This is a genomic window from Nostoc favosum CHAB5714 (assembly GCF_020829495.1).
Lineage (GTDB): Bacteria > Cyanobacteriota > Cyanobacteriia > Cyanobacteriales > Nostocaceae > Nostoc > Nostoc favosum.
In genome coordinates, this window is sequence record NZ_JAIVFQ010000032.1 from 1 (window position 1) to 23,906 (window position 23,906).

Genomic DNA, 23,906 nt, shown 5'->3' on the forward strand with positions numbered 1-23,906 from the left:
ATACACCAAACGCACACATCCCAAAGTTCTCCTCAACAGGGATTCCTGTTCGGGTGTCGGATAAAAACGGTAGCGGAAAGCTTGTTCCATATTTCACATTTTACCACAAATTTTGTAAAGCCGTGCTGGAAGCACGGGGTTTCCACCCACATTTTCTGATGAGAAAGCAAAGTGCCGTTTGCTTGCCCAAAACACTAAAATTAGTGCGTGATCTACCGAAATGAGAAAGAGCAAACTGGGGTTTGAGAAAGCAATATGCCTTTTTGCTTGCTGAATCTACTGAAATGAGAAAGCAAACTGGGGTTTGAGAAAGCAATATGCCTTTTTGCTTGCTGAATCTACTGAAATGAGAAAGCAAACTGGGGTTTGAGAAAGCAATATGCCTTTTTGCTTGCTGAATCTACTGAAATGAGAAAGCAATATGCCTTTTTACTTGCTCAAATATCACAATGAGAAAGCAAAAAGCTAGGACTTATACCAATTCACGAAAACCTTGATACGTATAGATTTATTGTTCTGACTTTTCACGGTATGTGGAAAAGGTCATTTTGATGGTTTCCCAAGCCCTTATTTCTCTGTTGTCTATTCTCATTAAATCAGAGTTATTGAGAATTAGCCTGTGGAAAAAACTACGCTTTTTATGGGCTTGAGGACTTCCCGTGAAAAGTCAGATTTATTGTTGGGGCATGGCAAAGACAAGCCCTTAATAACGTATTTGTATCATTATTAAAGTGAAATGGTATTACGCATTGACAAGAAATGCCAAATATGGATAAGGTTAAAAACCATATCTTTCGTAAGGGCACAGCATTGCTGTGCCCCTACAGCATGGCTCAAACCCTTTTTCCCCCAGCATGAACTGCCTTATCCCAACAATAATTATTTACGCCCACCTACTTATTGCCGCACAATAAGCCAAACCGAATTAACCCACGCTGATAACCGCGACGCATTAATCCCAGTGATAATGCCCCTTGGATAGTAGTCCAACCAGCATTTAGTAAGCCCCAAAACGCTTGGGGAGTGAATGCCGAATCAATCACCACGTTCCAAAAGGGGGCAACAGCAGTTGACCAATCGGCGGTGCGGATATTATGTAATGGTAGTTGATGTGCGATCGCTTCGTACTCTGGCAAAGAAATCACATAAGGCAAACAATACACCCGATAAATATCTTGTAAATGCTTTTCCTCATCCGCCGTTAGTGGAGACTCATCAGTTGGTCGATGACACCAAGTCACCATAATTAACTTGCCACCAGGCTTCAATACTCGATAGCACTCCTGGAGAAACTTGGTTTTATCTGGCATGTGTTCACCGCTTTCTAGCGACCAAACCAAGTCAAAAGAATCGTCAGCAAAGGGCATTGCTTGAGCATTTGCGACTTGGAACTGTGTTCTTAGGCTCAAATTAGCTTCCATTGCGCGTTCCGTTGCTCTGGCGGCTTGTACAGGACTCAGTGTAATCCCTGTAGCCTTAGCATTAAACTTTTGTGCGAGGTATAAAGAACTGCCGCCGATGCCACAACCCACATCTAGAATATTGTCAGCTGCTTGTACCCCTGCCCAATTCAGCAGTTCTTCGATTAAATCAATTTGAGCCTGACGGCGGTCTTTTTTCTGGGTACCATCAGCACCGTAATAGCCGTGGTGCATGTGTTCGCCCCAAATCTGTTCCCACAGACCAGAGGAAGCATCGTAAAATTGCTGAATTTGCTGGTAAAGTGTTGCGCTCATGAAAAAAGCTGTGTTAAGACAAAGCCGAATTAAAAAAAAACATACACATAGGCTACCATGTGTGTTTTTAATTAAATAAGGGTATTTTTGTTTCTAGAGAAGATCAACCGTAATGTATCCTTTTGGTAAAAATTTATCAGTTTTACCTTAATCAACTGTTCTTACTCCAATTTATACCAATCCTCGAAAAAAAGCGTACATATACAAAAGATATAAACCTAGATTAAATCTAACTTTCTGAATTACGAATTACGAATTACGAATTACGAATTAATTATGACTGTTGCTCGCACAATTTGTTTGGGTTTTCTAGCTGTCATCGCTGTAGGTACTATTCTGTTGATGATGCCTTTCTCGACTAGCAATGGTACTTGGAATGACCTGATTGTGGCGCTATTCACATCCACATCCGCAGTTTGTGTCACAGGTTTATCAGTAGTTGATCCTGGTACTTATTTTTCCTTTTGGGGTCAGTTGTTTATTGCGCTATTAGCTCAGATTGGCGGTTTGGGCTACATGACAACTACCACATTTCTGATTTTGCTCATTGGTCGTAGGTTTGATATGCGGCAAAAAATAGCCATTCAACAAGCTTTAGACCGACCGGGGATGAGTGGTAGCGCCCAAGTAATCCGTTCAATTATTGCCACCACTTTAATTTTTGAAATTACAGGTGTATTTTTACTTCTACCAGCTTTCGTTCCTGAATATGGATGGAGTAAGGGACTTTGGTTAGCAATTTTTCATAGTATCAATGCTTGGAATAATGCTGGTTTTAGTTTATTTAAAGATAACTTAATTGGGTATCAGTCATCCTTCTTAGTAGTCTTCACCATTACAATACTAATTATCTTTGGGGGAATTGGCTATCAAGTAATTTTGGAAATGTACCTTTGGTTCCGCGATCATATTTTCAAACAATCTATTAAAAACCAAATATTTTCTCTAGACTTTAAAGTTGCAACCAGCACAACTGTTATATTATTACTAATAGGATTCGTTGCTTTATTCTGTATAGAAATCAGAAATCCGGAAACATTTGGTTCTCTAAATTTACGCGACCAGATATTAGTAGCTTGGTTTCAATCAGTTACTCCTAGAACTGCTGGTTTTAACACCATCGATATTGGCAAAATGACCACTGCTGGCCTATTTATTACGATTGCACTAATGTTTCTTGGTGCAAGTCCAGGTGGTACGGGAGGAGGCATGAAAACAACTACTTTGAGAGTCTTGACCAGTTGTACCAAAGCTATCCTCCAGGGGAAAGAAGAAGTTTTATTATATGATCGCAAAATAGCAATATCTTTAATTTTAAAAGCTGTGGGTGTGTTGGTGGGTTCAGTAGCGACCGTGATTTTAGCTACGATTTTAATAAGCCTCACAGATCCAACATTAGATTTTATTAAAATTTTGTTTGAAGTGGTATCAGCCTTCGCTACTGTAGGGCTTTCTACAGGGATTACAGGAACTATCTCTACAACAGCAAAGCTCATCTTAATTGTCACTATGTACGTTGGAAGAGTAGGTGTTTTACTACTGATGTCCGCTATACTAGGAGACCCCCGCCCCACCAGAATTCACTATCCTGAAGAAAATTTACTCGTGGGATAGTTAGGGATAGGGAGTAGGGAGTAGGGAGTAGGGAGTAGGGGATGAGGGAGCAGGGGAGGCAGGGGAGGCAGGGGGAGAATAACTAATGACCAATGACCAATGACTAATGACTAACAACTAAACTGATAAAATATACATTTGAAGGCAAAAAATAAAATTTTTAATTCAAGCGGTATGAGCGTTTTTTGCCCTAAATACAGGGAGTCATAATAAGGATAACAACGGTGAATTTGTCATCATTAAGTTTTTTTCGCAGTTTACGTAAAGATAACCAGCAATTTGCTGTAATTGGGTTAGGTCGCTTTGGTAGGTCTGTCTGTTCCACACTGCACAATTTTGGCTATCAAGTGCTAGCAACAGATATTGATGAAAAACGAGTTTCAGAAGCATTAACTGAGGGAATAGTTGGTCATGCTTTGCAACTAGACTCTACAGAACCAGCCGCACTCAAAGAAGCTGGAATTTTTGAATTTGATACTGTAATTGTAGCGATTGGCAACTACGTTCAAGAAAGCATCATAACTACCCTAAATGTGAAAGAGGCTGGTGTACCCCACGTCGTTGCCAAAGCTTCTAGTGAAGTTCACCGTAAACTGTTGCAGCGAGTAGGAGCAGATCATGTTGTTTTTCCTGAGTATGAAGCGGGTTGTGCCTTAGCGCGTACCCTTACTAAACCAGCAATCTTAGATCGGTTTGACCTAGACCCAGATAACAGTATTGTAGAGTTGATTGTGCCTGATGAATTTCACGACAAAACAATCACTGAGCTTCAACTTCGTAACCGCTACGGTTTAAATTTGCTAGCAGTGAGCCAGGATGGTAAATTTATAATTAATCCTGACCCCACCAAGCGTTTAGAGCGTGGTTCAGCAATGGTAGTTATTGGCTGCAACAAAGATATCAATCGTTTGCCGATTTAAAAAAGTTAGGAGTTGAGAGTTAGGAGTTAGGAGTTAGGAGTTAGAGTTATTAACTATCAAAGAAAATAAAAGCGCCAGTCGCCAGAATTGATTCTGAATTCTGACGACTGGCGGATCCCTGATTATATAAACTGACTCCCAAGTTATAGTAAGCTGAGGCATTTTTAGGATTTAGGCGAATAGCTTGCCGATAAACAGAAATAGCCTCAGAAGGTTGACCATGAATTGCTAGCAAATTTGCCATATTGTTGTAGGCTGTGGCATTTTTAGGATCTAGCAGCAAGGCTTGGCGATAAGTGCCGATCGCAGGCTCTATTTGACCTTGTTGTTGCAAGGCGATCGCTAAGTTAAAATAAGCGTTGGCATTGCTGCTATCTAAATTAATTGCTTTTTGGTATGTTGCGATCGCATCCTCAAGCTGTCCTTGTTCATACAGCGCCAAACCCAGATTATACAGTGCTGCTACCCTTGTGGAATCTATCACAAGACTCTGGCGATAAGCTATAATAGCTGCCTCTTTTTCTCCTTGTTGGTGCAACACTAACCCCAGGAACATTTCTAGAAAAGCCACAAATAATGCCAGTGGACGGATGGATTAAAACTTCAGCGAACCTTATTGCCCTCACGCCTGACTTAGAACTCCCACAGCTGACGGCAAAATTAGCATTGCATCGCCGAATGAATAAAAGCGATATCCAAAAGCGATCGCTTCGTTGTATATATTCAATAACCGTTGTCTGCCAATTAGCGCACTTACCAACATCAGCAAACTAGAACGCGGCAGGTGAAAATTAGTAATTAAACCATCCACCACCCGCCATTGGTAGCCGGGATAAATAAACAGGTCTGTTTTCTGGCAAAATGGTTGTAAATTCCCAGATTGAGCCGCCCCTTCTAAAGCCCGTACTGCCGTTGTTCCCACAGCGATAATTCGACCGCCAGCTGCTTTAGTGGCGCGGATTTGCTCTACTGTAGCGGCGGGGACTTCAATCCATTCTTCGTGCATCTGGTGGGTAGTTACATCCTCCACTTCCACAGGGCGAAATGTACCTACACCAACGTGCAGCGTTATAAAAGCTTGATTTATATTGCGATCGCGCAACTTTTGTAATAATTCTGGGGTAAAGTGTAATCCTGCCGTAGGAGCTGCGATCGCTCCTGGTTGTTTGGCATAAACTGTCTGATACTGATCATCAGCAGCTGACGAGGTAGTGATGTACGGTGGTAGCGGGATTTCACCAAATACCTCTAACAGTTGCACCAAAGATTTTCCCTCTGGCACATCAAATTGTAACAAACGCCCCCCCGTTGCTGCGTCTGTTTCTAGAACCGTAGCCATAAGGAGGTGAGGGGATGAGGGGGATGAGGGGGATGAGGAGGATGAGGAGGATGAGGAGGATGAGGGGGATGAGGAGGAGTTTACTTCCCCTGCTCCCTCATCTCCCCCTGCTCCCTCATCTCCCCCTGCTCCCTCATCTCCCATTGCATCAAAAATAATCTTCGTTCCCTGTTTGAAGCTTTTTCCTGGCTTAACTAAAGCTAACCAACAGTTGTACTGCCGTTCTTCTAAGAGCAACACCTGGATTTTACCACCAGTGGATTTATGGCCATAAAGTCGCGCTGGAATGACTCTTGTATTGTTCATAACCAACAAATCACCAGAGCGCAGCAGTGCAGGCAAATCATGGAAAATGTGGTGCAAGGGTGCTGTTTCGATGCCTGTAGTTGGAGAATCAACCACGAGTAACCGTGAGCTATCTCTAGGAACTGCTGGGTTTTGGGCAATGAATTCTGGAGGTAGTTCGTAGTCATAGCCAGCTACCGAGCAATCTAATTCAAAATCTTTTTCTTGTGGGCGAGAGGTATCTTTCAAATTGGCTTCTACCAGTTTTTAGTTTATTTAGTATTTATACTCTCTTAAAAAAGCTTGTTTGAGTTTTCCCTTCTAAAGGAACTTTAAGGGATTTTCGTTCAGTTTCATCACTTGACTATAAGATGGGTACTATTAGGTAACACGGAAAAATTAACATAAAAATTGGGTAAACCTCCCCATCTAAAAAGGGGGGCTTTTACCCTACCGGGAACAGGCAATGATTGACGAATATATATATGTAGGATTGGCTTTGATCCCAAGCACCAACAAACATGGAATACTTGTACTATCTGGCAAATGCCAGTCTAACCCTGAGGGTCGTTCAACATCTGCACGCTAGACCCCAGACACCAGTTTCTTTCGTCACCGTAATTCATCAAATTGATGGCTGGGTGGTTAGGATCAAACTCAAAGGTCAAGTCTCGCCCCAAGAAGATGGCGACTTTCGCGCTTTTCTAAATGAATTAGGAATTAGCTACGAACCGCCAATGAGGGTGCAAATGGCACTTTGGAGTTTGGAAGCCGGACAATGCCCTGTGGACGTGATGCGTCGGTATCAGGTTGCGATCGTTTCTCATGGTAGCCCAGAGAGAGACGAAATCGAGGCGTTCCGGCAACAATTTGTCCGGGGCTTAGGCTATTGTCCAGAAACTTTGGCGTAATCCTATTTGGTTTTAACGCCACCACAAAATTATTGGTCATTGGTAATCAAAATATTTTATCGATTACCGATTAACCATTATCAATTGAAGAGTCGAAAGCTGCCAGAATGTATTCTTGCAGCTTAAACTTGTATCCGGCAGCTGATGAAGTAGCTAGAGCTTCCTGGGTTGCTGTAACCACAGTCAGATTTTTTGATATCCTTTGACAGTAGACAATAGCAACATCAAATCGACAAGAATAATCTGCCTTCTCAGGGTACTGGGCTAAAAACATTCCAGCTGTGCGCGAGATTTTTGCTTGCTTTTGTGGGGTGATTGCGCTTCTTCCCCCTGCATCCCAACTACCTGAACTGCGGGTTTTGACTTCCACAAATGCCAATAATGAGTGGAGAGTGCTGATTCCTGTTAGCGGATAGCTATGGTTTAGTCCGTGCTGAGTAAGGAGTTTTTCCCCAGTTCGTCCATCATGTTGGGCGATTATATCGATTTCTCCCCAGCGACTGGAAAAGCGACGATGGAGAATAATCCAACCTGTAGATTGCAACCATTGGGCTACTAGGTCTTCTCCTAATTGACCAATATCTGGATAATGAGATGGAGGAAGGTTAGCCATTGACTAAAAATATCATGAATTCTATGAATTCTAGGTTAAGCGATGCCTGCGGCGGGCTACGCCTACGCATAACAGGTTCTAAGCGAAACTCATCCCGTACTGAGTTGGGGCGCAAGTGTAAAACAGACCATAAGATTTGGGCAAGTATACTCAGCTTATTCCTTTGGGGAATAGTTGGCATCACGGCAACCGTCGGTTTTGCTCCCACAGCTTTAGCACTTGAATATAATAAAGAAATTTTGGTTGACGCTGATTTCTCAGGACGTGATTTAACAGATTCCAGCTTTACCAAAGCTAATCTTCGCCAGAGCAACTTCAGCCACGCTAATTTGAACGGTGTGAGTTTCTTTGCAGCAAATTTGGAGTCTGTGAATTTGGAGGGAGCTGACTTGAGAAATTCCACTTTAGACTCGGCTCGTTTAGTTAGAGCAAATTTGACAAATGCACTGTTGGAGGGTGCTTTTGCTGCTAACGCCAGATTTGATGGCGCAATCATTGACGGGGCAGATTTTACCGATACGCTGCTGCGTTCCGATGAGCAAAAAAAATTGTGCAAACTTGCCAAGGGAACTAATCCCATTACAGGACGAGATACGCGTGACACGTTATTTTGTCCTTAGTATTTTCTAGCTGGGAATTGGGAATTGGGAATTGGGCATTGGGCATTGGTTATTCCACTCTTGCTTCCCCTGCTCCCCCTGCTCCTCTTCCCCCCATTCCCCATTCCCTACTCCCCATTCCCTACTCATAAAATATTGAGCAACTACCAACCACTAACACCAATCTTTTGACAAACAATTTTCATTCCTTTGCCTGGTGAAGAACTTGCTACAAAAGGGATTTCTCCTTTTTCCTTATCCTCTTCAAGTAGCTGTCCTTCTGGCCCGTAAATCGCAATGCGATTGCGAAAAAGCCGCGATTCTGTGCAAGATGCATCGAAGGTAGTCTCGAAGACGCCATCTCCGTAGATCCCGTAAAGCTTGTATGTCGTGCCCTTAATAGTTTCCGTGTCCAGAGCTACGCTGTTTCCCAATTTATCATGCCCTACAGTAATATATCTTTCTACATCTTGAGCGAATACACTGCCACTGCTCAATAAAATAGCGATCGCTCCCACCATGCCGCTTATCTTAAAATACATACGCTTTAAAAATATCAAGATTTCATATATTTCTACCCGCAATCAAAGCGGTTCTGGCACTGTAAAAGCACTGAAATCAAGACGGAGCAAGGTGTTATACTAGTTAGTAATACCTTATGGGAAGCGTAAAGCACTAAATAAATAGCTGCAATACTTGTCAAAGTATGAGTGAAACACTTGCTGATATTGCCATACCGCCTCAGTTTCCCGATCACACTCAACTACCAGAGTCTGATGGTACGTTTGTGAAAAATTTTCAAGAGCATCCCCAAACGATCATTCTCACAGATTCAATTGCTCAAGTTTTGCAAAGCCTACATCCAGATGGACAGTATTGCATTGGTCAAGATTGTGGTATTTACTGGCGAGAGACTGAACCACCAGAAAAAGGAGCAGCAGCACCGGATTGGTTTTATGTCCCTGGCGTACCACCAAGGCTAGACGGCAAAAACCGTCGCTCCTATGTTTTGTGGCGGGAATACATACCGCCATTGATTGCCATAGAACTAGCTAGTGGTAATGGCGATGAAGAACGAGATGTCACTCCTTTACCTCTAACTGGTAGTCGGGAAGGCGCAAAACCAGGTAAATTCTGGGTATATGAGCGAATAATCCGAATTCCCTACTATGCCATTTATGAAAGTAGTAATGACAAACTAGAAGTTTATCACCTGGTAGATTTTTCTTACCACAAGATGCAGTCTAATGAGCGAGGCCACTACCCAATTCCTCCTTTAGGAGTAGAATTAGGGTTATGGAAGGGAAACTACTTGAATAATCCTGAGCAATTTTGGTTGCGCTGGTGGGATTTACAGGGAAATCTGTTACTGATTGGTAAAGAAGAAGCCGAGTTGCAAAGGCAAAGAGCCGAGCAAGCAGAACGAAAAGCTGCACAATTAGCAGAACGGCTCAGGGCAATGGGTATCGATCCAGATGTAGAGTAATATTTACTAAGTTATGGCAAGCCGAAAAACTTAGTAATCATAGGCAAAAGCTTACCACATACTTCAACCAGCTTTTCAGTAGTAGATAAATCAGCGATGTCTACGACGGGCTACGCCAACGCACCTTTCAAGAACTTGAGGGCTGTTTTTGCTATCTTCTGCATGGCTCCATTTTATGGGTTTGGCAGTGGGGCGATCGCATCTGTGTTCAAATGGGAACCATAAGAAAATAAGCTAATACCATACTTTGGTATGAAGCAAAGAAAGGTAATACATCACACTAAATTGGTTTACCCATGTCTGACGAACAAGAGCGTAATTCCGCTTTTAACGCTGCTGCCAAGATTAATGTTCAACATGCCCAATTACAGGATTTATCCTTAAGTGCAGCCCGTAGATTATATAAAGGTGAGATTCGACCTGGTGATCCGATAAGAACTAGAGTGCAAGCCCAAGAAATGTTAGATAAAATCCCTCCATCTTAAAGAGCAGGGATTGATGGCAAATCTACTGATGTTAATACCCAAAAAGACCTATCAGATAAGCACGCTAGTCACATCAAACCGCATAGCAAAGGCGGCTCAAATGATCCGAAAAATATCAAGTGGGAAAACGCCAAAGATAATTTAGCCCGTGGCGATAAACCCATGACTTCGCAGGAGCAAATAAGACTAGATGCTAAATGGCATTTTGACAACCTAACAGGTGCAGTTAAGGCAGGTGTTAAAGCCGCGCCTCTGGGAGCAGCCATTGGTGTAGCGACGACAGCACCATTTTCGTTACTAACCAACGCGCTGCGCGTAGTTCGGGGTGAAATTTCTGCACAAGAAGCCGCTATAAAAACATTGAAAGATACCGTAAAAGGCGGCACAGTTGGGGGTGTGACAGCGTTTGTAACCACAACAGTAGCAGCAGCTTGTCCACCAATTGCGATCGCTTTAACCGCAGCAGCACCAGTTTTAGCTATCGTTGGAACTGCGGGGATGGTTTACGAGTTTTTTAAAATCCTCGATGACCATAAACAGGCCGTGAAAATCTATTATGAATCTTTAACTCAACAAGAATTAGAAAGATTACAAGCAATTGAAAATGAACTGATTTATGAACATCAGAAAAATCTAGAGTTTTTGACCAAAGCAGAAGCAATTAATGTTTCAAAACTAGACTTTCTATGGCTTCAAGCTGCCGTTGATACAATCTGAAATGGGATATTCTCTAAAACAACTTGTGGCAACTGACCCGATCCAATAACCTCTTTTGCATCAAGAATTTCTACACCAACTAAAACTTCACCCGCACCAATATTTAGTGCTATTTCATCGTTTAAGCGTAAAGTACGACATTCATGATGTCCATCGACTAGGCGAATATAAAGTGAGTCAGTTTCTTGGTCATAACTAATTTTCATAGCGTCGCTTTCCTCAAAAATAAAATGTATACACAGTAATCACTACAATCTCTGTTTCGCTTTCGGCAATGATTGGCGAAACTCGTTTAATAGCATAGGAGCGCCCTTGCCATTCTCTATTGAACTGAAAGTCGTAACGATATTCAAGTCTGCCTTGCAAGGCTTGCTTTTGATTGCCATTAAGAATTGCTTCAGTTACTTCTAGCTCATTTGTACCACGCTCTATGCATTGCAATAAAGCGTGTTTCGTAAACCGAATTGGCTTCATAGAGTTTACTTGAACTTGCTCCTGTCAACACTGTAACAAGACATAAGCTAAGAAATGGTCGTAGACTATAAAAGTCAAAAAGCTTGAACAAAGACTGATCACAACATTGAGCAGGAACTAGCTAAAAAACAGCGATGGGCTACGCCCTACCGGAGGCGATCGCACTCCACCAAATACAATTAGGAACTAGTGTTGTACCTCAAAATTTATCTCACACTCCTAAACCACTCAGTAATTCCCTGAGCGATCGCATTTGCCGTTTTCTTCTGTTCCTTTGGGTTCACTATCTGCTCAAATTCATCGGGATTGCTCATAAAACCCAATTCCAGCAACACTGATGGCGCAGCCGCCGGACGTGTCAGCGCTAGGTTGTTCCAAAACACGCCATAATAAGGTCTGCTGAGTTTTTTGACTACATAGTTCTGTAAAAATATTGCGAGGTTATGGGCTTGGGGTTGATACCAAAAAGTGCCGAATCCCTTAGTCTTTTCGGCATCGCCATCATCGGGTAGGGAGTTGTGGTGTATCGAAATAGCGATCGCAGGTTCTTCTTGACTGATAATTGCCTGACGTTCTGCTAATGAAACCTCCTTATCATCCTCCCGCGTCATCACCACTGTTGCTCCTCGCTTCACCAACTCATCCCGCAGCAACTTCGACACCACCAAATTCACATCTTTTTCTAAATATCCAGTTGGCCCACTGGCACCAGATTCTTTACCGCCATGCCCAGGATCTAGTACAATCTTGAGATTAGCTAAAGGCTTGCGTCTTGAGTTCCCAATTTTCGGCGGATGACGCAAAGCCAAAACCAGGGTTGTACCGTCATATCTCAGCTTATATCCCCACTGTTGAGCTTTTTTGAGGTTAAAGGTGTATTTTACTTGTTCTGGAGCCTCCTGTTGCCAATCTAGGCGAGAAATTAGGGGGTCATCATCCAGTCGAATAATGTCCGTTTGGGCAGTGGTATTGTAGAGAGTGAGAGCGAAAGCACCCTCACTTTGTTGCACGCTCACAGGTACGGGAACTTGTAAGGGGAAAACTATCTCTGTCGCACCAGGGAGTTGACGGTATCCGACACTGCGAATTATTGTCTGTGGCGGAACTGCACCAGGTAAAATGCGCGTTTCTTTACTATTAATCCAAGCGCCATAGTCTAGGCGCAACCATTCACCTTCCCTACCTGTTACTGTTGCGCGTGTGCCTTTGGGCAGTGGTGTAAGTCGAGAATAATCGGTGCTTGGGCCAGTGCGAGCAGCACCTGACTCTACTGTAACCTCAGAAACTGGCAACTCTGCTCTTGAGAGGATTTGAATTTTACCAGCCCCTGGTTGAGTTATCTTCTTGCCATTGAGCGTCAGGTGAAACTGAGGTTGTCCCAGATCGGCGGCTGTTGCTACTGTGGTGCAACCTTTATAATTGCCTACGCTAGACTGGGCATAAGGCTGATTTTGCCCTGTCAGAGCTGCCAAATTACTTGGTAGTTGTGCCTGTTGAGGTTGGGGTGGAAGGGCAATAATTTGATTAGCCAACTTGACAGATACGCTAGCGTTAGGGGGTGCGATCGCACTAAAACAAATTAGCTCTCCCGGTAGTCTGGCAATGTCAACTGCGGGAGTCAGGGAATCTTTAGCAAAGGCTAACCCCTGTGGTAGCTCAGGATCAGTGGTAAGCCTTGTCACTTTAATCTGGAGTTCTTGATTTTGGTGACGCACAGTAAAAAGATTCTCCCCCAACTGCAAGGGGAAACTAGGGGAAAAATGACCAGCTTTGCTGCGGGTAATTGGCTTACTATTGATCAAAACCTGACCATCTGGTGGTGCAGTCCCCAGAAAGAAGATTTTTTGGGCACTCGTCTGGTAGCTTGTTTGGGGAAAAACGACTATAAGAGATGGCTCTGCCAATGCTACGGAGGAGGTGACAATACAGCCTAATATTACTAATCCTAAAAGGTTTTTCACAAGCTCAATCACACAAGATTACACCACAACAACTGTGGCACAATGACGGGATGTATTTTTAGAAGTTGTTAGAAATTCAAACTAGTATGACTAAGTTTATTTTTGTAACTGGGGGCGTAGTTTCCAGTATTGGTAAGGGCATTGTAGCAGCAAGTCTAGGGCGTTTGCTCAAGTCGCGCGAATATTCCGTGTCGATTCTCAAACTCGACCCTTATATCAATATCGATCCTGGAACAATGAGTCCCTTTCAGCATGGGGAAGTATTCGTTACCCAGGATGGTGCGGAGACAGATTTGGACTTGGGGCATTACGAACGCTTCACCGATACCTCAATGTCGCGGTTGAATTGTGTAACTACTGGCTCGATTTACCAGGCAGTTATCAATAAAGAGCGACGCGGAGACTACAATGGCGGCACAGTACAGGTTATTCCTCATATTACTAATGAAATTAAAGAGCGGATTTTGCGAGTTGCTAAAAGTACAAACCCATCTGTAGTAATTACAGAAATCGGCGGTACGGTGGGAGATATTGAATCACTACCATTTTTGGAAGCAATTCGCCAGTTCCGCAAAGAGGTGGGGCGGCAGAATGTGCTGTACATGCACGTAACGTTGGTACCGTGGATTGCCTCTGCGGGTGAGATGAAAACGAAGCCAACACAGCATTCAGTTAAAGAACTCAGATCCATTGGCATTCAACCAGATATTTTAGTTTGTCGGAGCGATCGCCCCTTACCCAAGGGATTAAAGCAGAAATTGTCGGGATTTTGCGATGTGCCGGAAGAATGCGTCATCACTTCTCAAGATGCCAAAAGTATTTATGAAGTACCCCTGAATCTAGAACGGGAAGGAATGGCAGAACAAGTGCTGAACTTGCTGCAAATGGAACAGCGCAAACCAGATTTGACGCAGTGGCAAACCTTGGTACAACGGTTACATAGTCCCAAGCATGAACTAGAAATTGCCATTGTTGGTAAATATGTGCAGTTAAGTGATGCTTATCTATCTGTAGTGGAAGCATTAAACCATGCTGCAATTTCCACTTATGGCAAACTGCGCCTGCGTTGGGTGAATTCAGAAGATTTGGAAACTGAACCAGCCGAAACTTATCTTAAAGGTGTCGATGGGGTAGTTGTGCCAGGAGGTTTTGGGGTTCGGGGGGTGGATGGCAAAATTGCCGCTATTAAATACGCCCGCGATCGCCAAATTCCCTTTTTGGGTTTATGCCTGGGTATGCAATGTTCTGTGATTGAATGGGCCAGGCACGTAGGGGGATTAACAGGTGCTAATAGTGCTGAATTTGACCCTCATACAACTGATCCGGTAATTAATTTATTGCCAGGACAGCAGGAAGTAGTCGATTTAGGGGGTACAATGCGCTTAGGGCTATATCCCTGTCGTGTTCTTCCTGATACAGTGGCTTTCAAGCTTTATCAAGAAGATGTAATTTATGAACGACATCGACATCGGTATGAGTTCAACACTACTTACCGCGATTTGTTATTAAAGTCTGGCTATGTGATCAGTGGTACTTCTCCCGATGGACGTTTAGTTGAAATTGTGGAATTACCCAAGCACCCATTCTTTCTTGCTTGCCAATTTCATCCAGAATTTCAATCGCGCCCCAGTAGCCCTCATCCTTTATTTAAAGGGTTTATTCAAGCAGCGATCGCTCTTTCTCTTTCAATTTCAGGTACACCAACACCATTGGAGGTGTCTTAATAATTCAAAATTCAAAATTAATTGCAACATTAACTTAGGGCTTCAGTAGATTTGGACATACAGGGTGCATCATTCGTAAATTTCGGACTTGGGGAGATGTTGTGGCGTACTGGGTGAAAATCCTTTACGAAAGGAGAGAATATGTAGTGAATTTTGAACGTGTCCATGCTTTTTGTTATGAACTAAATGGCAGGGTTACTTTTTGGTTACCCGATAGTGCCATTCCGATAGTGATTAACCCGCAAAATAGCTTGGAAGATTATCAAAAGATCCTCGATTATTTAGAATGTGTGACTGGATTAGAATTAGATCATGCCCACTGGGTAAAAATCTATTACGATAAAAACGAATATGTAATTAATCTCAACTGCATCAGTTCTTTTTGTCATGAACCGAATGGCAGGATAACTTTTTGGTTGCCAGATGGCACTATTCCCATCATCATCAACCCTGTAAGTAATCCTGAATCTTATGAAAAAGTCGTGAAATACGTTAAGAAAGCAACAGGATATTCTTTGTCTTAGTATTAATTAGTAATATAGCGTTTCGTAATAAGCGTGATGTATAGCTTAACCTCACCCCGATAAAGCTGTGCTTCATCTCCCCTCTCCTTAGTAAGGAGAGGGGTTGGGGGTGAGGTTTTAATCCCCGATTAATTCTCCAAGGCGCTTCAATACACTGAGTACTTGCTGTAGTTCTGAATCGCGTTCAATTGATAGCGCATAAGATCGTGCATACCAAGGATGTTCTTGTTGAATCAATTTGATAAAAACAAATTCTCTACCGTTGATTAGTAAACCAAAAGTCGGTTGTGCAGGATTTGGACAATCAAGCATATAAGTGAGTGCTTGAGGTAAGGCTGCCATCACATCAAATTTACTGCTTTTAGATTCGATGACAAGTACCCAAAAACGTTTTTGGATGACAAGAACATCAATGTTTCCTTTAACGATAAAGCTTTCGTCTTCAGCAGAAATCTCAACAGAAGTCTCGGTTTCAATCTCAAAAGGAGGTTGATAAAATCCAGCTAAATCGAGTAAAGGAGACAGCACTACCATCTTTACCGCCTCTTCTGACATCAGACGGTGCTTACTCAAGTTTAAATAGTTGCTTTTTACTCGTGCGATCGCTTGCTTTTCACCATCAGTCAGAGTTGGTATTTCTGTCCACTCTGCAAAGAAGTTGGTGTCTGTGGCAAGTTGTAAACCAAATTTTTCTTCTAATTCGTAAAGACTGATATCTCTAGCTGAAATTGTTTGAACCATAATTTAAAATCCTGAATGTTGTTTAATCGCAAAAATCAAAGAATATATCTTTAAAAAGGAGCGATCGCTTTTAAACGAATGCTGTTTACCTCCTGACTCGCGATCGGACAAACCCTATTTCCTCGTCAGTTTCCGAAAGTTTGTGATCTACTGAATGTAAAAGTTTGTAACCGATTGCATAATTCCTAAAACTCAGCCGTAATTTTACATATAGGACTCCTATTTGATTTTTGAAATAGACGTAGGGTGTATTAGGAAAACGTAATGCACCCTAAGTATACTTAGACTGTTTGAAAAATCAAATCGGATTGCTATAGCTTTATCTTGCAATATTACTATGTGCAACTTTGGTAGTGTGTTAATCAAGAAAAACAGCTATGCAACATAAAACTGACTTTAATGGCGACGGCTTAAGCGACTTCATCCGCCAAGAAAAAGGCACATGGGTCGATGGTGTTCGTGATGCTGAAGTATATCTGTCCAGAGGAAACGGTACCTTTAATGCGGGACTAGCGTTGACGGATGCCTCAGCAGTGAACGGGAACTTTGTGAATCTGATTGCAGGAGACTACAATGGCGACGGCTTAAGCGACTTCATCCGCCAAGAAAAAGGTGCATGGGTCGATGGTGTTCGTGATGCTGAAGTATATCTGTCCAGAGGAAACGGCACCTTTAATGCGGGACTAGCGTTGACGGATGCCTCAGCAGTGAACGGGAACTTTGTGAATCTGATTGCAGGAGACTACAATGGCGACGGCTTCAGCGACTTCATCCGCCAAGAAAAAGGTGCATGGGTCGATGGTGTTCGTGATGCTGAAGTATATCTGTCCAGAGGAAACGGCATCTTTAATTCAGGCATAGCGTTGACGGATGCCTCAGCAGTGAACGGGGACTTTGTGAATCTGATTGCAGGAGACTACAATGGCGACGGCTTAAGCGACTTCATCCGCCAAGAAAAAGGTGCATGGGTCGATGGTGTTCGTGATGCTGAAGTATATCTGTCCAAAGGAAACGGCACCTTTAATGCGGGACTAGCGTTGACGGATGCCTCAGCAGTGAACGGGAACTTTGTGAATCTGATTGCAGGAGACTACAATGGCGACGGCTTCAGCGACTTCATCCGCCAAGAAAAAGGTGCATGGGTCGATGGTGTTCGTGATGCTGAAGTATATCTGTCCAGAGGAAACGGCATCTTTAATTCAGGCATAGCGTTGACGGATGCCTCAGCAGTGAACGGGGACTTTGTGAATCTGATTGCAGGAGACTACAATGGCGACGGCTTAAGCGACTTCATCCGCCAAGAAAAAGGTGCATGGGTCGATGGTGTTCGTGATGCTGAAGTATATCTGTCCAAAGGAAACGGCATCTTTAATTCAGGCATAGCGTTGACGGATGCCTCAGCGGTGAACGGGAACTTTGTGAATCTCGTATAGGGGCTAAACCTAGAGAAACTGTCATCTAGTGCCAAGTAGCCTAAAAGTATTGCTCTGAATGGCTTTCAGTAGTATACACTACACAAGTTGAGAACTTTTTCACAAGTTCGGGCTGGGGCAATACGGTTCGGTTAAGATCCCCCCGCCTACGGCGACCCCCTTAAAAAGGGGGTAAAAGAGGGTTAGGAGCAAGCCTTTTTCAGGGGAGCCAGCGCGGTCTTCTCCCTTGGCGCTAGCCTCTCCCAATGTGAGAAGGGGAGACGCTAAAAGCGATAGCGCAGCGTTAGCGAGTCAGACGCTCCTACGTCGCTACCGCTTCGCTATCGAGCGTCTGAGGTCTCCCCAAGTGGAGCGACTGGCGTGGGTTGGGGGGATCTTCAAAATATGAAAACGTTAACCGAAGCGTATTGCGGGCTGGGGGAGCGTAGCTGAAAGCCACATTCAACACAATAAAGTTGCCTCACACTCCCCTGACGGATGAGACGTGGGGCAACTTTATTGTTTAAGCTAAAATTCCGAATAGTGTTGCCATGCCAACTTTGCTGCACCTACTATCCCAGCAAAATTGCCTAACTCCGCTGGCAATATTTGTAAACCCACCCGTGATAAAGGCTGCACTCGCTTCTCAATTTCTGCCTTCACTGCTGGTAAGAAAAACTCAAAGCTGCCACTTATACCACCACCAATGACGATCGCTTGCGGTGTGAGTACATAAATCAAACTCGTCAAACCAATTCCCAAATATTTACCATATTCTTGCCAAAAAGTCAATGCTGCGGTATCTCCTTGTTGGGCAAGAAAACCCAATTCGACAGGTTCCTTGAGAGTGCGACGGCGAATTGCAGTAGCACAAGCATATTGTTCCAAAGAGCCTTGATTGCCACTATTACAAATTGGGCCATCAGGATTTAATGAAATTAAACCTAATTCCCCAGCTGCTCCTTGATGTCCAACAAACAGTTTGCCATCCAGGATAATCGCGCCACCAACCCCAGTCCCCAAAGTTAGCAGAATCAGATTTTGAAAGTGACGACCGGCTCCCAACCAAGCTTCTCCCAAAAGAGCGCAATTAGCATCATTAGCGATCGCAGTAGGTTTGCCAGTTTTAGCTTCTAACCAGCCTGCTAAAGGCACATCGACCCATCCAGGTAAGTTAATGGCGATTTTGGCAATGCGTCCTGCTGCATCAGATGGGCCAGGAGTCCCAACACCAATAGCAACAGCTTGATTATCTGGATCAATTTGAGCGATCGCATCTACGATCACCGCCAGCACCGCCTCCGGTGTCGTCGGCTGGGGAGCCGCCACAGTCAAAGATTGCAGACAAGTACCATCGGGTGTAAAACGCCCCAGCTTAATTGCCGTTCCCCCCACATCAATGCCAATTACTTGAGAACTCACCACTTTAAAATCCTCACACCAAACCTTTGCGTAGCCTCTGCGCTTACCTCTGCGCGACGGCAGTCGCTACAACGGGGAGGCAGCGCGGTCTTGGGGGTTTCCCCCATGAGCGACTGCCGTGGGAACCCCGCAACGCGCTGCCTCCCCTCTGCGTTTAAATTTCACCCCTAAATTCGCCATTATTTTCCGCAAATCTGTACTTAGCCTCTTAGCGCGAAAAAATTCTAATCTAAATTTTCTATCTATTCTATTGAGTGCGAGTCGTTTTCATTACCGATCTTAAGACGCGGGGCTTTCAACTCCGCTCTCTGTAAATTAGCAACAGTTGTAGTACGAACACTCGATTGCTCTTGCCAAGCTGTAATTGGCGCACCTCTTAAGATACCAGCAAGAGCAACGGAAAGGATAAACCCGCCAGTAGCAGCAGCAATTAACGTTAGATTATCTTTCATACAAATCTCTCTATTGTTTATTTGTCATTTGTCCTTTGTCTAAAACTAATGACCAATGACTACTTTCGGATTCTATTTTCTCTTCGTAACCGGGGATTGACAAATTCATTTAACCCTTCACCAAGTAGTGATAACCCTACCACCATGAATGTCATGGTTAAACCAGGGAAAAGTGTAGTCCACCAAATTCCAGTAGGTAGAGCTTCTAAGGCTTGCTTTAAATCATGTCCCCATTCTGGCACTTCTTCGGGAAGTCCTAGCCCCAAAAAACCCAAACCGCCCAACACCAAAATCGCATCAGCAGCGTTGAGTGTGAATAGGACGGGTACGCTTTGAATGACGTTGAAAAACAGATAACGAGAAAGCACAACCCAAGTAGAAGCGCCCATTGCTTGAGCAGCTTCGATGAATACTTCAGTTTTCACACTCACAGTGTGGTTGCGAACAACGCGGTAATATTGGGGGATGTAGGCAATGCTAATAGCGATCGCAGCATTTAATATCCCACGCCCCACCACAAACGCCAGTGTCACAGACAGCAGTAGTCCCGGTAGAGTATAGATGCTATCCATAATAAACAGCAACACTTTATCCAATTTACCGCCGAGATAACCACTCAACATCCCCAAAGGCACACCAATAATCATACTCAGCGCTGTTGCTAAAATCACCACCTGCAAAGCAGCTTGAGCGCCGAACAGTGTGCGGGAGAACACATCATAGCCCAAACGACTAGTACCAAACCAATGTTTAGCTGAGGGTGGCTCGTGAATTGGATTAGAAAGAAAATCTTTAGGGTTTTGCAGCCATCCCCAAGCCTGGAATACGGGAGCGAAAAATGCCAGGAAGACGAAAAAGAGGGTAATAGCTAACCCGATGAGCATGAGTTTTTGCGAAAGATTGAGACTGTTGCCAAACTGTAAAAATGTTGGTAGTCGCCGTTTTGTAATGGACATAAAGCGATCGCCTGGAGCAAGCAAGATACGCTGACTATTTTACATATCAGATAGGGGATTGCGTAAACATCGTGAATAAAAGTCCGGCTGCTTCACGGTAGATATAGAGCTAGACTGAGGTAGAGGTGAGATTATGCCCTCTTTTGCTAGAGATAAATTACTAGCCAAGTGTTACCACAAAGGTAAATGATTTTAAGTAAAGAAAGATTTTAATATACTTTGAGATGCCTGCAAGAGATATTTATCATAACGCTGTTAAGAATGCCTTAATTAAAGAAGGCTGGATAATTACAGACGACCCCTTACATTTAAAGTGGGGTCAAAAAGATATGTATGTAGATTTAGGAGCTAAACAACTCTTAGCCGCAGAACAAGGAAGTAAAAAAATAGCTGTAGAAATTAAAAGTTTTGTTAGTCCCTCTGAAATGGCAGACCTCAAAGATGCTATTGGGGGATTTATCATGTATCGTGCTGTTATCGATCGCCTGGAACCAAAAAGAATATTATATTTGGCAGTACGCGACAGTGTATTTACAGCTTTGTTTGAGGAACCAATTGGTACACTTTTAATAGAAACTGAGAATCTCAAGTTACTCGTTTTTAATCCAGAAACGGAGAAGATTATTCAATGGATACCTTAGATAATTATCAACATATCATCAAAGAGGTATTAGTTCCTTACACACAAATTCCTTATTCGCACGCAGCTATTGAATGTAAAGCAGTGTTTGATAGCGAAAACGACAGCTATTTGCTGATAACTTTAGGCTGGGATGGTATTAAACGAATTCACGGTTGCTTAGTTCATATTGATATTATTGATGGCAAAATTTGGGTGCAACGGGATGATACAGAAGATGGTGTTACCTACGAATTAGTAGCAGCAGGAATTCCTAAAGAGAAAATTGTCTTGGGATTTCACCCGCCAAATGTTAGGCAACACACAGGATATGCTATTGCCTAACTTATTAAGGCTACCACTTAAGCGAATTGTAGCGGGTATTAGATATTAGGCAGAGTTTTCTCCAGTCCCCAATACCCACTTTTTCAAAGATTGCTTTCAATCAACTGGCGGTACTCGCTCTTTTGCTTCACACCTTTGACTTCCTTCACCAGTTCCTTATTTTTGAACAATTGAACCGTTGGCGTTCCTGTCACACCAGCATTTTCAGCAATATCTCGGTCTTTGTCGATGTCAATTTCCACAAAGTGAATTTTGCTATCAAATTCATCCACCACTTTATTTAAAATCGGCTTCAGGGTATGACAAGGGCCACAACCAGGAGAGACGTATTTAACAAGGAGTAAGCGATCGCTTTCATGGAACAATTTCCGTAAAGCATAACCTCCCTGATGGCGCGTCGCATCCAAGTTAAATCCAGCTTCTTCCTCGGCTTCAGTCTTTTTGGCTGGCTGATGTTCTAATTCATTAACGGCTGTTTCTGGCTGTTGATGGAATTCTTGAATCAAGCCACTGGATGACAACCAACGTTCTGCCAACATCGCCGCCATACAGCCAGTACCCGCAGCCGTAATTGCTTGCCGAAACTCATGATCTTGCACGTCGCCAGCAGCAAAAACGCCTTCTACACTGGTTTCTACAGAACCCGGCTTAGTGACAACGTAACCTATTTCATCCAGTTCTAACTGACCTTTAAATAGAGAGGTATTGGGACTGTGACCAACGGCGTAGAATAAACCCTTAGCGTGCAGTTTGCTCTCTTCACCAGTTTTGGTATTGCGGACTTTCACCCCTTCCATGTGACCATTACCGAAGATATCCACGGCTTCTGTGTTCCAATGCACCTGGATTTTTGGGTTGCTCAAAACGCGGTCTTGCATGGCTTTAGAAGCCCGCATTTTATCGGTGCGTACCAACATATTTACCTTGGAACCATACTTGGTGAGGTAAATTGACTCTTCCGCCGCCGAGTCGCCAGCACCAATTACAGCCAATTCTGCACCGTGGAAAATCGGTGTCGCACCATCGCAAATTGCACAAGCGGAAATACCACGACTCCAAAATTCATGTTCGTTGGGTAAACCCAAACGCTTTGCAGTTGCACCCGTAGCAATGACGATGCTGTTGGTTTTTATTTCCCTCTCTTGCGATCGCACTGTAAATGGACGCTGACTCAAGTCAACTGATATAACATCTTCAGTATATAGTTCAGCCCCCCAGCGCTCCGCCTGAGCCTTCATCTGATCCATCAGTTCCGGCCCGGTAATCCCTTGGGGAAACCCTGGAAAGTTCTCAACTTCCGTCGTTGTCATTAATTGCCCACCAGGTAATCCCCCGGCTTGGAAGCCTTCAAATACAACGGGTTTCAGGTTAGCGCGTCCGGCATAAATAGCAGATGTGTAGCCTGCTGGGCCAGAACCGATAATTACCAAGTTTTCTACAGTTGGGTTAGTCATGAAAATATACGAACTCATAACGACTACGCTTAATATAGCATAACAAATTATGATTGGCTACCTCAGATAGAGAGCGATGGGAAAACGCCTACAGTACTACGGGTTCAATACTTGCCAAAGATGCTCTTAACCGCTAAAAGTTTTCTCGCAGATATTTCCTGATAACTTCAACATCTATTTCTAGCAATTCTGCGATTTCTTGAATACTCATACCTTTATCACTAAGTTTTGGGGCTAATTTCAATCTACTCTTTTCCCAGATGTTATTGTACAATCGAGTAATTGTAAATTCATCTAAATCAAACATGGTTTCAATTGCTCCTAATATATGTATGTAGCAGTTGCGTAAGTCCCGATATTCTGAACCACTAAGACTGTTCTTGCAGATATTTCTTGATAGTTTCGACATCTAGTTCTAAAAATTCTGCTATTTCTTGAATACTCATACCTTTATCAACACATTTTGGGACTAATTTCAATTTTGTTTCTAGTTCTGTTTTCGGCTTTGTCTTTGCCACGATACTCTCGTACAATCGAGTATTTTTGAATGCATCTAAATCCAGCATGGCTTCAATTTCCTCTAAGGTAAGATTGGGAAACTTATAAAATACAATGGCTTGGATAAATGCTAGCACTTTCTTTTGAATGTTTTCATCCGTTAATTTTTCTCTAGCTTGATTGATTAGCTCTTGAGCTAAGGAAGTAGCTTTAGTAGGTGGTTCTATAAATAGTTTGGCAATGCCTATCGCCAATGAATCTTCAGTACTAGTCGAAAGTTCATTCAGATAAATGCAGCGTAGATGTTGTTCTACTAAAGCCTGATAGCGCGGGTGAGGTGGGGTTTCATGAATGCGGCGATCGTAGATAACAATTGCGTACCAGTCTGAGTTTGCGGGTTTATATTGACGAAAGTAAACAAAAATTTCCCCAAAAAGTCGTTCGTAAAATTCTTCATCTTTGTAGGTTTGTAATTCTACAAAGTATAAAGGTTCATTTTCAAATCCCTTGACAGTAGCAAATAACCCGTCTAGACGAAATGATTGTTGTTTGATTTCAGGTGCAATAAATGTTTAGATATTGGGATTAGTATCAGGTTTATCAATAAGTTCAAAAAATA

29 protein-coding genes and 1 pseudogene are annotated in these 23,906 nt (G+C 43.2%); 13 read left to right on the plus strand and 17 right to left on the minus strand.

The window, feature by feature from the left end:
• A partial coding sequence (locus LC586_RS20215; protein ID WP_229482905.1) for a helix-turn-helix domain-containing protein occupies positions 1–90 on the minus strand: 90 nt, incomplete at its 3' end.
• Positions 91–893: 803 nt separating this feature from the next.
• Positions 894–1,736: a methyltransferase domain-containing protein gene (locus tag LC586_RS20220; RefSeq protein WP_229486501.1), complete on the minus strand. Its 843-nt coding sequence runs from the start codon at positions 1,734–1,736 to the stop codon at positions 894–896.
• 276 nt (positions 1,737–2,012) lie between these two features.
• Here LC586_RS20220 and LC586_RS20225 point away from each other — a divergent pair, with 276 nt between their 5' ends.
• Together LC586_RS20225 and LC586_RS20230 are read left to right on the plus strand one after the other, a co-directional pair.
• The gene (locus LC586_RS20225) at positions 2,013–3,350 is read left to right on the plus strand and encodes a TrkH family potassium uptake protein (RefSeq protein ID WP_229486502.1); all 1,338 of its coding nucleotides are present in this window, start codon (positions 2,013–2,015) and stop codon (positions 3,348–3,350) included.
• A 224-nt stretch (positions 3,351–3,574) separates the two neighbouring features.
• The gene (locus LC586_RS20230; protein ID WP_229486503.1) at positions 3,575–4,270 is read left to right on the plus strand and encodes a potassium channel family protein; all 696 of its coding nucleotides are present in this window, start codon (positions 3,575–3,577) and stop codon (positions 4,268–4,270) included.
• A gap of 97 nt (positions 4,271–4,367) precedes the next feature.
• Here the strand turns inward: LC586_RS20230 and LC586_RS20235 are convergent.
• Together LC586_RS20235 and queA are read right to left on the minus strand one after the other, a co-directional pair.
• A pseudogene (locus tag LC586_RS20235) lies at positions 4,368–4,820 on the minus strand (tetratricopeptide repeat protein); the annotation flags it as partial.
• 72 nt (positions 4,821–4,892) lie between these two features.
• On the minus strand, positions 4,893–6,143 hold the full coding sequence (gene queA, locus LC586_RS20240) for a tRNA preQ1(34) S-adenosylmethionine ribosyltransferase-isomerase QueA (protein ID WP_438822916.1): 1,251 nt from the start codon (positions 6,141–6,143) through the stop codon (positions 4,893–4,895).
• Positions 6,144–6,415: 272 nt separating this feature from the next.
• On the opposite strand from queA, the gene LC586_RS20245 reads away from it, so the two are divergent.
• Positions 6,416–6,805, plus strand: coding sequence for a hypothetical protein (locus LC586_RS20245; RefSeq protein ID WP_012412259.1), 390 nt, complete (start codon positions 6,416–6,418; stop codon positions 6,803–6,805).
• Between the two features lie 70 nt (positions 6,806–6,875).
• Here LC586_RS20245 and LC586_RS20250 read toward each other — a convergent pair whose 3' ends face one another.
• Positions 6,876–7,418, minus strand: coding sequence for a YraN family protein (locus LC586_RS20250; RefSeq protein WP_229486504.1), 543 nt, complete (start codon positions 7,416–7,418; stop codon positions 6,876–6,878).
• A gap of 23 nt (positions 7,419–7,441) precedes the next feature.
• Here LC586_RS20250 and LC586_RS20255 point away from each other — a divergent pair, with 23 nt between their 5' ends.
• Complete coding sequence (locus tag LC586_RS20255; RefSeq protein WP_229486562.1) at positions 7,442–8,038, plus strand: pentapeptide repeat-containing protein; 597 nt, start codon at positions 7,442–7,444, stop codon at positions 8,036–8,038.
• Positions 8,039–8,044: 6 nt separating this feature from the next.
• Here LC586_RS20255 and LC586_RS40740 read toward each other — a convergent pair whose 3' ends face one another.
• Together LC586_RS40740 and LC586_RS20260 are read right to left on the minus strand one after the other, a co-directional pair.
• Entirely contained in the window at positions 8,045–8,167 is a 123-nt protein-coding gene (locus LC586_RS40740) for a hypothetical protein (protein ID WP_267921703.1), read from the minus strand.
• Positions 8,168–8,181: 14 nt separating this feature from the next.
• Positions 8,182–8,559 (minus strand): hypothetical protein, encoded by a 378-nt coding sequence (locus LC586_RS20260; RefSeq protein WP_229486505.1) that lies wholly within the window; start codon positions 8,557–8,559, stop codon positions 8,182–8,184.
• 164 nt (positions 8,560–8,723) lie between these two features.
• Here LC586_RS20260 and LC586_RS20265 point away from each other — a divergent pair, with 164 nt between their 5' ends.
• From LC586_RS20265 to LC586_RS20275, 4 genes are all read left to right on the plus strand, one after another.
• On the plus strand, positions 8,724–9,503 hold the full coding sequence (locus tag LC586_RS20265; protein WP_229486506.1) for a Uma2 family endonuclease: 780 nt from the start codon (positions 8,724–8,726) through the stop codon (positions 9,501–9,503).
• Between the two features lie 96 nt (positions 9,504–9,599).
• Positions 9,600–9,728, plus strand: coding sequence for a hypothetical protein (locus LC586_RS40745; protein ID WP_267921704.1), 129 nt, complete (start codon positions 9,600–9,602; stop codon positions 9,726–9,728).
• 71 nt (positions 9,729–9,799) lie between these two features.
• The gene (locus tag LC586_RS20270) at positions 9,800–9,988 is read left to right on the plus strand and encodes a hypothetical protein (protein ID WP_229486507.1); all 189 of its coding nucleotides are present in this window, start codon (positions 9,800–9,802) and stop codon (positions 9,986–9,988) included.
• A gap of 162 nt (positions 9,989–10,150) precedes the next feature.
• Positions 10,151–10,705 (plus strand): hypothetical protein, encoded by a 555-nt coding sequence (locus LC586_RS20275; RefSeq protein ID WP_229486508.1) that lies wholly within the window; start codon positions 10,151–10,153, stop codon positions 10,703–10,705.
• Here LC586_RS20275 and LC586_RS20280 read toward each other — a convergent pair.
• From LC586_RS20280 to LC586_RS20290, 3 genes are all read right to left on the minus strand, one after another.
• The gene (locus LC586_RS20280; protein WP_229486509.1) at positions 10,681–10,911 is read right to left on the minus strand and encodes a DUF2283 domain-containing protein; all 231 of its coding nucleotides are present in this window, start codon (positions 10,909–10,911) and stop codon (positions 10,681–10,683) included. The genes LC586_RS20275 and LC586_RS20280 overlap by 25 nt on opposite strands.
• 13 nt (positions 10,912–10,924) lie before the next feature.
• Complete coding sequence (locus tag LC586_RS20285; RefSeq protein WP_229486510.1) at positions 10,925–11,179, minus strand: DUF4258 domain-containing protein; 255 nt, start codon at positions 11,177–11,179, stop codon at positions 10,925–10,927.
• 206 nt (positions 11,180–11,385) lie between these two features.
• On the minus strand, positions 11,386–13,140 hold the full coding sequence (locus LC586_RS20290; protein ID WP_229486511.1) for an N-acetylmuramoyl-L-alanine amidase family protein: 1,755 nt from the start codon (positions 13,138–13,140) through the stop codon (positions 11,386–11,388).
• An 86-nt stretch (positions 13,141–13,226) separates the two neighbouring features.
• Between LC586_RS20290 and pyrG the strand changes: the two genes are divergently transcribed.
• Together pyrG and LC586_RS20300 are read left to right on the plus strand one after the other, a co-directional pair.
• Positions 13,227–14,864, plus strand: coding sequence for a CTP synthase (pyrG, locus tag LC586_RS20295; protein ID WP_229486512.1), 1,638 nt, complete (start codon positions 13,227–13,229; stop codon positions 14,862–14,864).
• 101 nt (positions 14,865–14,965) lie between these two features.
• Positions 14,966–15,388, plus strand: a complete 423-nt coding sequence (locus LC586_RS20300) for a hypothetical protein (RefSeq protein WP_229486513.1) — start codon at positions 14,966–14,968, stop codon at positions 15,386–15,388.
• Positions 15,389–15,505: 117 nt separating this feature from the next.
• Here the strand turns inward: LC586_RS20300 and LC586_RS20305 are convergent, their stop codons facing one another.
• Positions 15,506–16,129, minus strand: a complete 624-nt coding sequence (locus LC586_RS20305) for a type I restriction endonuclease subunit R (RefSeq protein ID WP_229486514.1) — start codon at positions 16,127–16,129, stop codon at positions 15,506–15,508.
• A gap of 377 nt (positions 16,130–16,506) precedes the next feature.
• Between LC586_RS20305 and LC586_RS20310 the strand changes: the two genes are divergently transcribed.
• Complete coding sequence (locus tag LC586_RS20310) at positions 16,507–17,562, plus strand: FG-GAP-like repeat-containing protein (RefSeq protein WP_229486515.1); 1,056 nt, start codon at positions 16,507–16,509, stop codon at positions 17,560–17,562.
• A gap of 507 nt (positions 17,563–18,069) precedes the next feature.
• Here LC586_RS20310 and LC586_RS20315 read toward each other — a convergent pair.
• The 3 genes from LC586_RS20315 to LC586_RS20325 all read right to left on the minus strand — a co-directional run bounded on the left by LC586_RS20315 (position 18,070) and on the right by LC586_RS20325 (position 20,371).
• Positions 18,070–18,966 carry an ROK family protein gene (locus LC586_RS20315; RefSeq protein ID WP_229486516.1) on the minus strand — a complete coding sequence of 299 codons (897 nt, stop codon included), beginning with the start codon at positions 18,964–18,966 and terminating at the stop codon, positions 18,070–18,072.
• A 239-nt stretch (positions 18,967–19,205) separates the two neighbouring features.
• On the minus strand, positions 19,206–19,415 hold the full coding sequence (locus LC586_RS20320) for a hypothetical protein (RefSeq protein WP_229486517.1): 210 nt from the start codon (positions 19,413–19,415) through the stop codon (positions 19,206–19,208).
• 59 nt (positions 19,416–19,474) lie between these two features.
• Positions 19,475–20,371: an ABC transporter permease gene (locus LC586_RS20325; RefSeq protein WP_229486518.1), complete on the minus strand. Its 897-nt coding sequence runs from the start codon at positions 20,369–20,371 to the stop codon at positions 19,475–19,477.
• A 224-nt stretch (positions 20,372–20,595) separates the two neighbouring features.
• Here LC586_RS20325 and LC586_RS20330 point away from each other — a divergent pair, with 224 nt between their 5' ends.
• Both LC586_RS20330 and LC586_RS20335 read left to right on the plus strand, forming a co-directional pair.
• Positions 20,596–21,012: a XisH family protein gene (locus LC586_RS20330; RefSeq protein ID WP_229486519.1), complete on the plus strand. Its 417-nt coding sequence runs from the start codon at positions 20,596–20,598 to the stop codon at positions 21,010–21,012.
• Positions 21,000–21,335 carry a XisI protein gene (locus LC586_RS20335; protein ID WP_229486520.1) on the plus strand — a complete coding sequence of 112 codons (336 nt, stop codon included), beginning with the start codon at positions 21,000–21,002 and terminating at the stop codon, positions 21,333–21,335. Before LC586_RS20330 ends, LC586_RS20335 begins: the two co-directional genes overlap by 13 nt.
• Before the next feature lie 83 nt (positions 21,336–21,418).
• Here LC586_RS20335 and trxB read toward each other — a convergent pair whose 3' ends face one another.
• The 3 genes from trxB to LC586_RS20350 all read right to left on the minus strand — a co-directional run bounded on the left by trxB (position 21,419) and on the right by LC586_RS20350 (position 23,853).
• A complete protein-coding gene (trxB, locus tag LC586_RS20340; RefSeq protein WP_229486521.1) occupies positions 21,419–22,789 on the minus strand; it encodes a thioredoxin-disulfide reductase in 1,371 nt (456 codons plus the stop codon).
• Positions 22,790–22,922: 133 nt separating this feature from the next.
• The gene (locus tag LC586_RS20345) at positions 22,923–23,198 is read right to left on the minus strand and encodes a hypothetical protein (RefSeq protein WP_229486522.1); all 276 of its coding nucleotides are present in this window, start codon (positions 23,196–23,198) and stop codon (positions 22,923–22,925) included.
• Positions 23,158–23,853, minus strand: coding sequence for an Rpn family recombination-promoting nuclease/putative transposase (locus tag LC586_RS20350; RefSeq protein ID WP_309143391.1), 696 nt, complete (start codon positions 23,851–23,853; stop codon positions 23,158–23,160). The genes LC586_RS20345 and LC586_RS20350 overlap by 41 nt, the downstream gene beginning before the upstream one ends.
• Positions 23,854–23,906 lie beyond the last annotated feature (53 nt).

Excerpts from the sequence above, each read along its gene's own strand:
- LC586_RS20220 (WP_229486501.1), bottom strand. The coding sequence starts at position 1,736 with ATGAGCGCAACACTTTACCAGCAAATTCAGCAATTTTACGATGCTTCC.
- LC586_RS20225 (WP_229486502.1), top strand. The coding sequence starts at position 2,013 with ATGACTGTTGCTCGCACAATTTGTTTGGGTTTTCTAGCTGTCATCGCT.
- LC586_RS20245 (WP_012412259.1), top strand. The coding sequence starts at position 6,416 with ATGGAATACTTGTACTATCTGGCAAATGCCAGTCTAACCCTGAGGGTC.
- LC586_RS20250 (WP_229486504.1), bottom strand. The coding sequence starts at position 7,418 with ATGGCTAACCTTCCTCCATCTCATTATCCAGATATTGGTCAATTAGGA.
- LC586_RS20255 (WP_229486562.1), top strand. The coding sequence starts at position 7,442 with ATGAATTCTAGGTTAAGCGATGCCTGCGGCGGGCTACGCCTACGCATA.
- LC586_RS40740 (WP_267921703.1), bottom strand. The coding sequence starts at position 8,167 with ATGAGTAGGGAATGGGGAGTAGGGAATGGGGAATGGGGGGAAGAGGAG.
- LC586_RS20260 (WP_229486505.1), bottom strand. The coding sequence starts at position 8,559 with ATGTATTTTAAGATAAGCGGCATGGTGGGAGCGATCGCTATTTTATTG.
- LC586_RS20265 (WP_229486506.1), top strand. The coding sequence starts at position 8,724 with ATGAGTGAAACACTTGCTGATATTGCCATACCGCCTCAGTTTCCCGAT.
- LC586_RS40745 (WP_267921704.1), top strand. The coding sequence starts at position 9,600 with ATGTCTACGACGGGCTACGCCAACGCACCTTTCAAGAACTTGAGGGCT.
- LC586_RS20270 (WP_229486507.1), top strand. The coding sequence starts at position 9,800 with ATGTCTGACGAACAAGAGCGTAATTCCGCTTTTAACGCTGCTGCCAAG.
- LC586_RS20275 (WP_229486508.1), top strand. The coding sequence starts at position 10,151 with ATGACTTCGCAGGAGCAAATAAGACTAGATGCTAAATGGCATTTTGAC.
- LC586_RS20280 (WP_229486509.1), bottom strand. The coding sequence starts at position 10,911 with ATGAAAATTAGTTATGACCAAGAAACTGACTCACTTTATATTCGCCTA.
- LC586_RS20285 (WP_229486510.1), bottom strand. The coding sequence starts at position 11,179 with ATGAAGCCAATTCGGTTTACGAAACACGCTTTATTGCAATGCATAGAG.
- pyrG (WP_229486512.1), top strand. The coding sequence starts at position 13,227 with ATGACTAAGTTTATTTTTGTAACTGGGGGCGTAGTTTCCAGTATTGGT.
- LC586_RS20305 (WP_229486514.1), bottom strand. The coding sequence starts at position 16,129 with ATGGTTCAAACAATTTCAGCTAGAGATATCAGTCTTTACGAATTAGAA.
- LC586_RS20310 (WP_229486515.1), top strand. The coding sequence starts at position 16,507 with ATGCAACATAAAACTGACTTTAATGGCGACGGCTTAAGCGACTTCATC.
- LC586_RS20320 (WP_229486517.1), bottom strand. The coding sequence starts at position 19,415 with ATGAAAGATAATCTAACGTTAATTGCTGCTGCTACTGGCGGGTTTATC.
- LC586_RS20325 (WP_229486518.1), bottom strand. The coding sequence starts at position 20,371 with ATGTCCATTACAAAACGGCGACTACCAACATTTTTACAGTTTGGCAAC.
- LC586_RS20330 (WP_229486519.1), top strand. The coding sequence starts at position 20,596 with ATGCCTGCAAGAGATATTTATCATAACGCTGTTAAGAATGCCTTAATT.
- LC586_RS20335 (WP_229486520.1), top strand. The coding sequence starts at position 21,000 with ATGGATACCTTAGATAATTATCAACATATCATCAAAGAGGTATTAGTT.
- trxB (WP_229486521.1), bottom strand. The coding sequence starts at position 22,789 with ATGACTAACCCAACTGTAGAAAACTTGGTAATTATCGGTTCTGGCCCA.
- LC586_RS20345 (WP_229486522.1), bottom strand. The coding sequence starts at position 23,198 with ATGTCGAAACTATCAAGAAATATCTGCAAGAACAGTCTTAGTGGTTCA.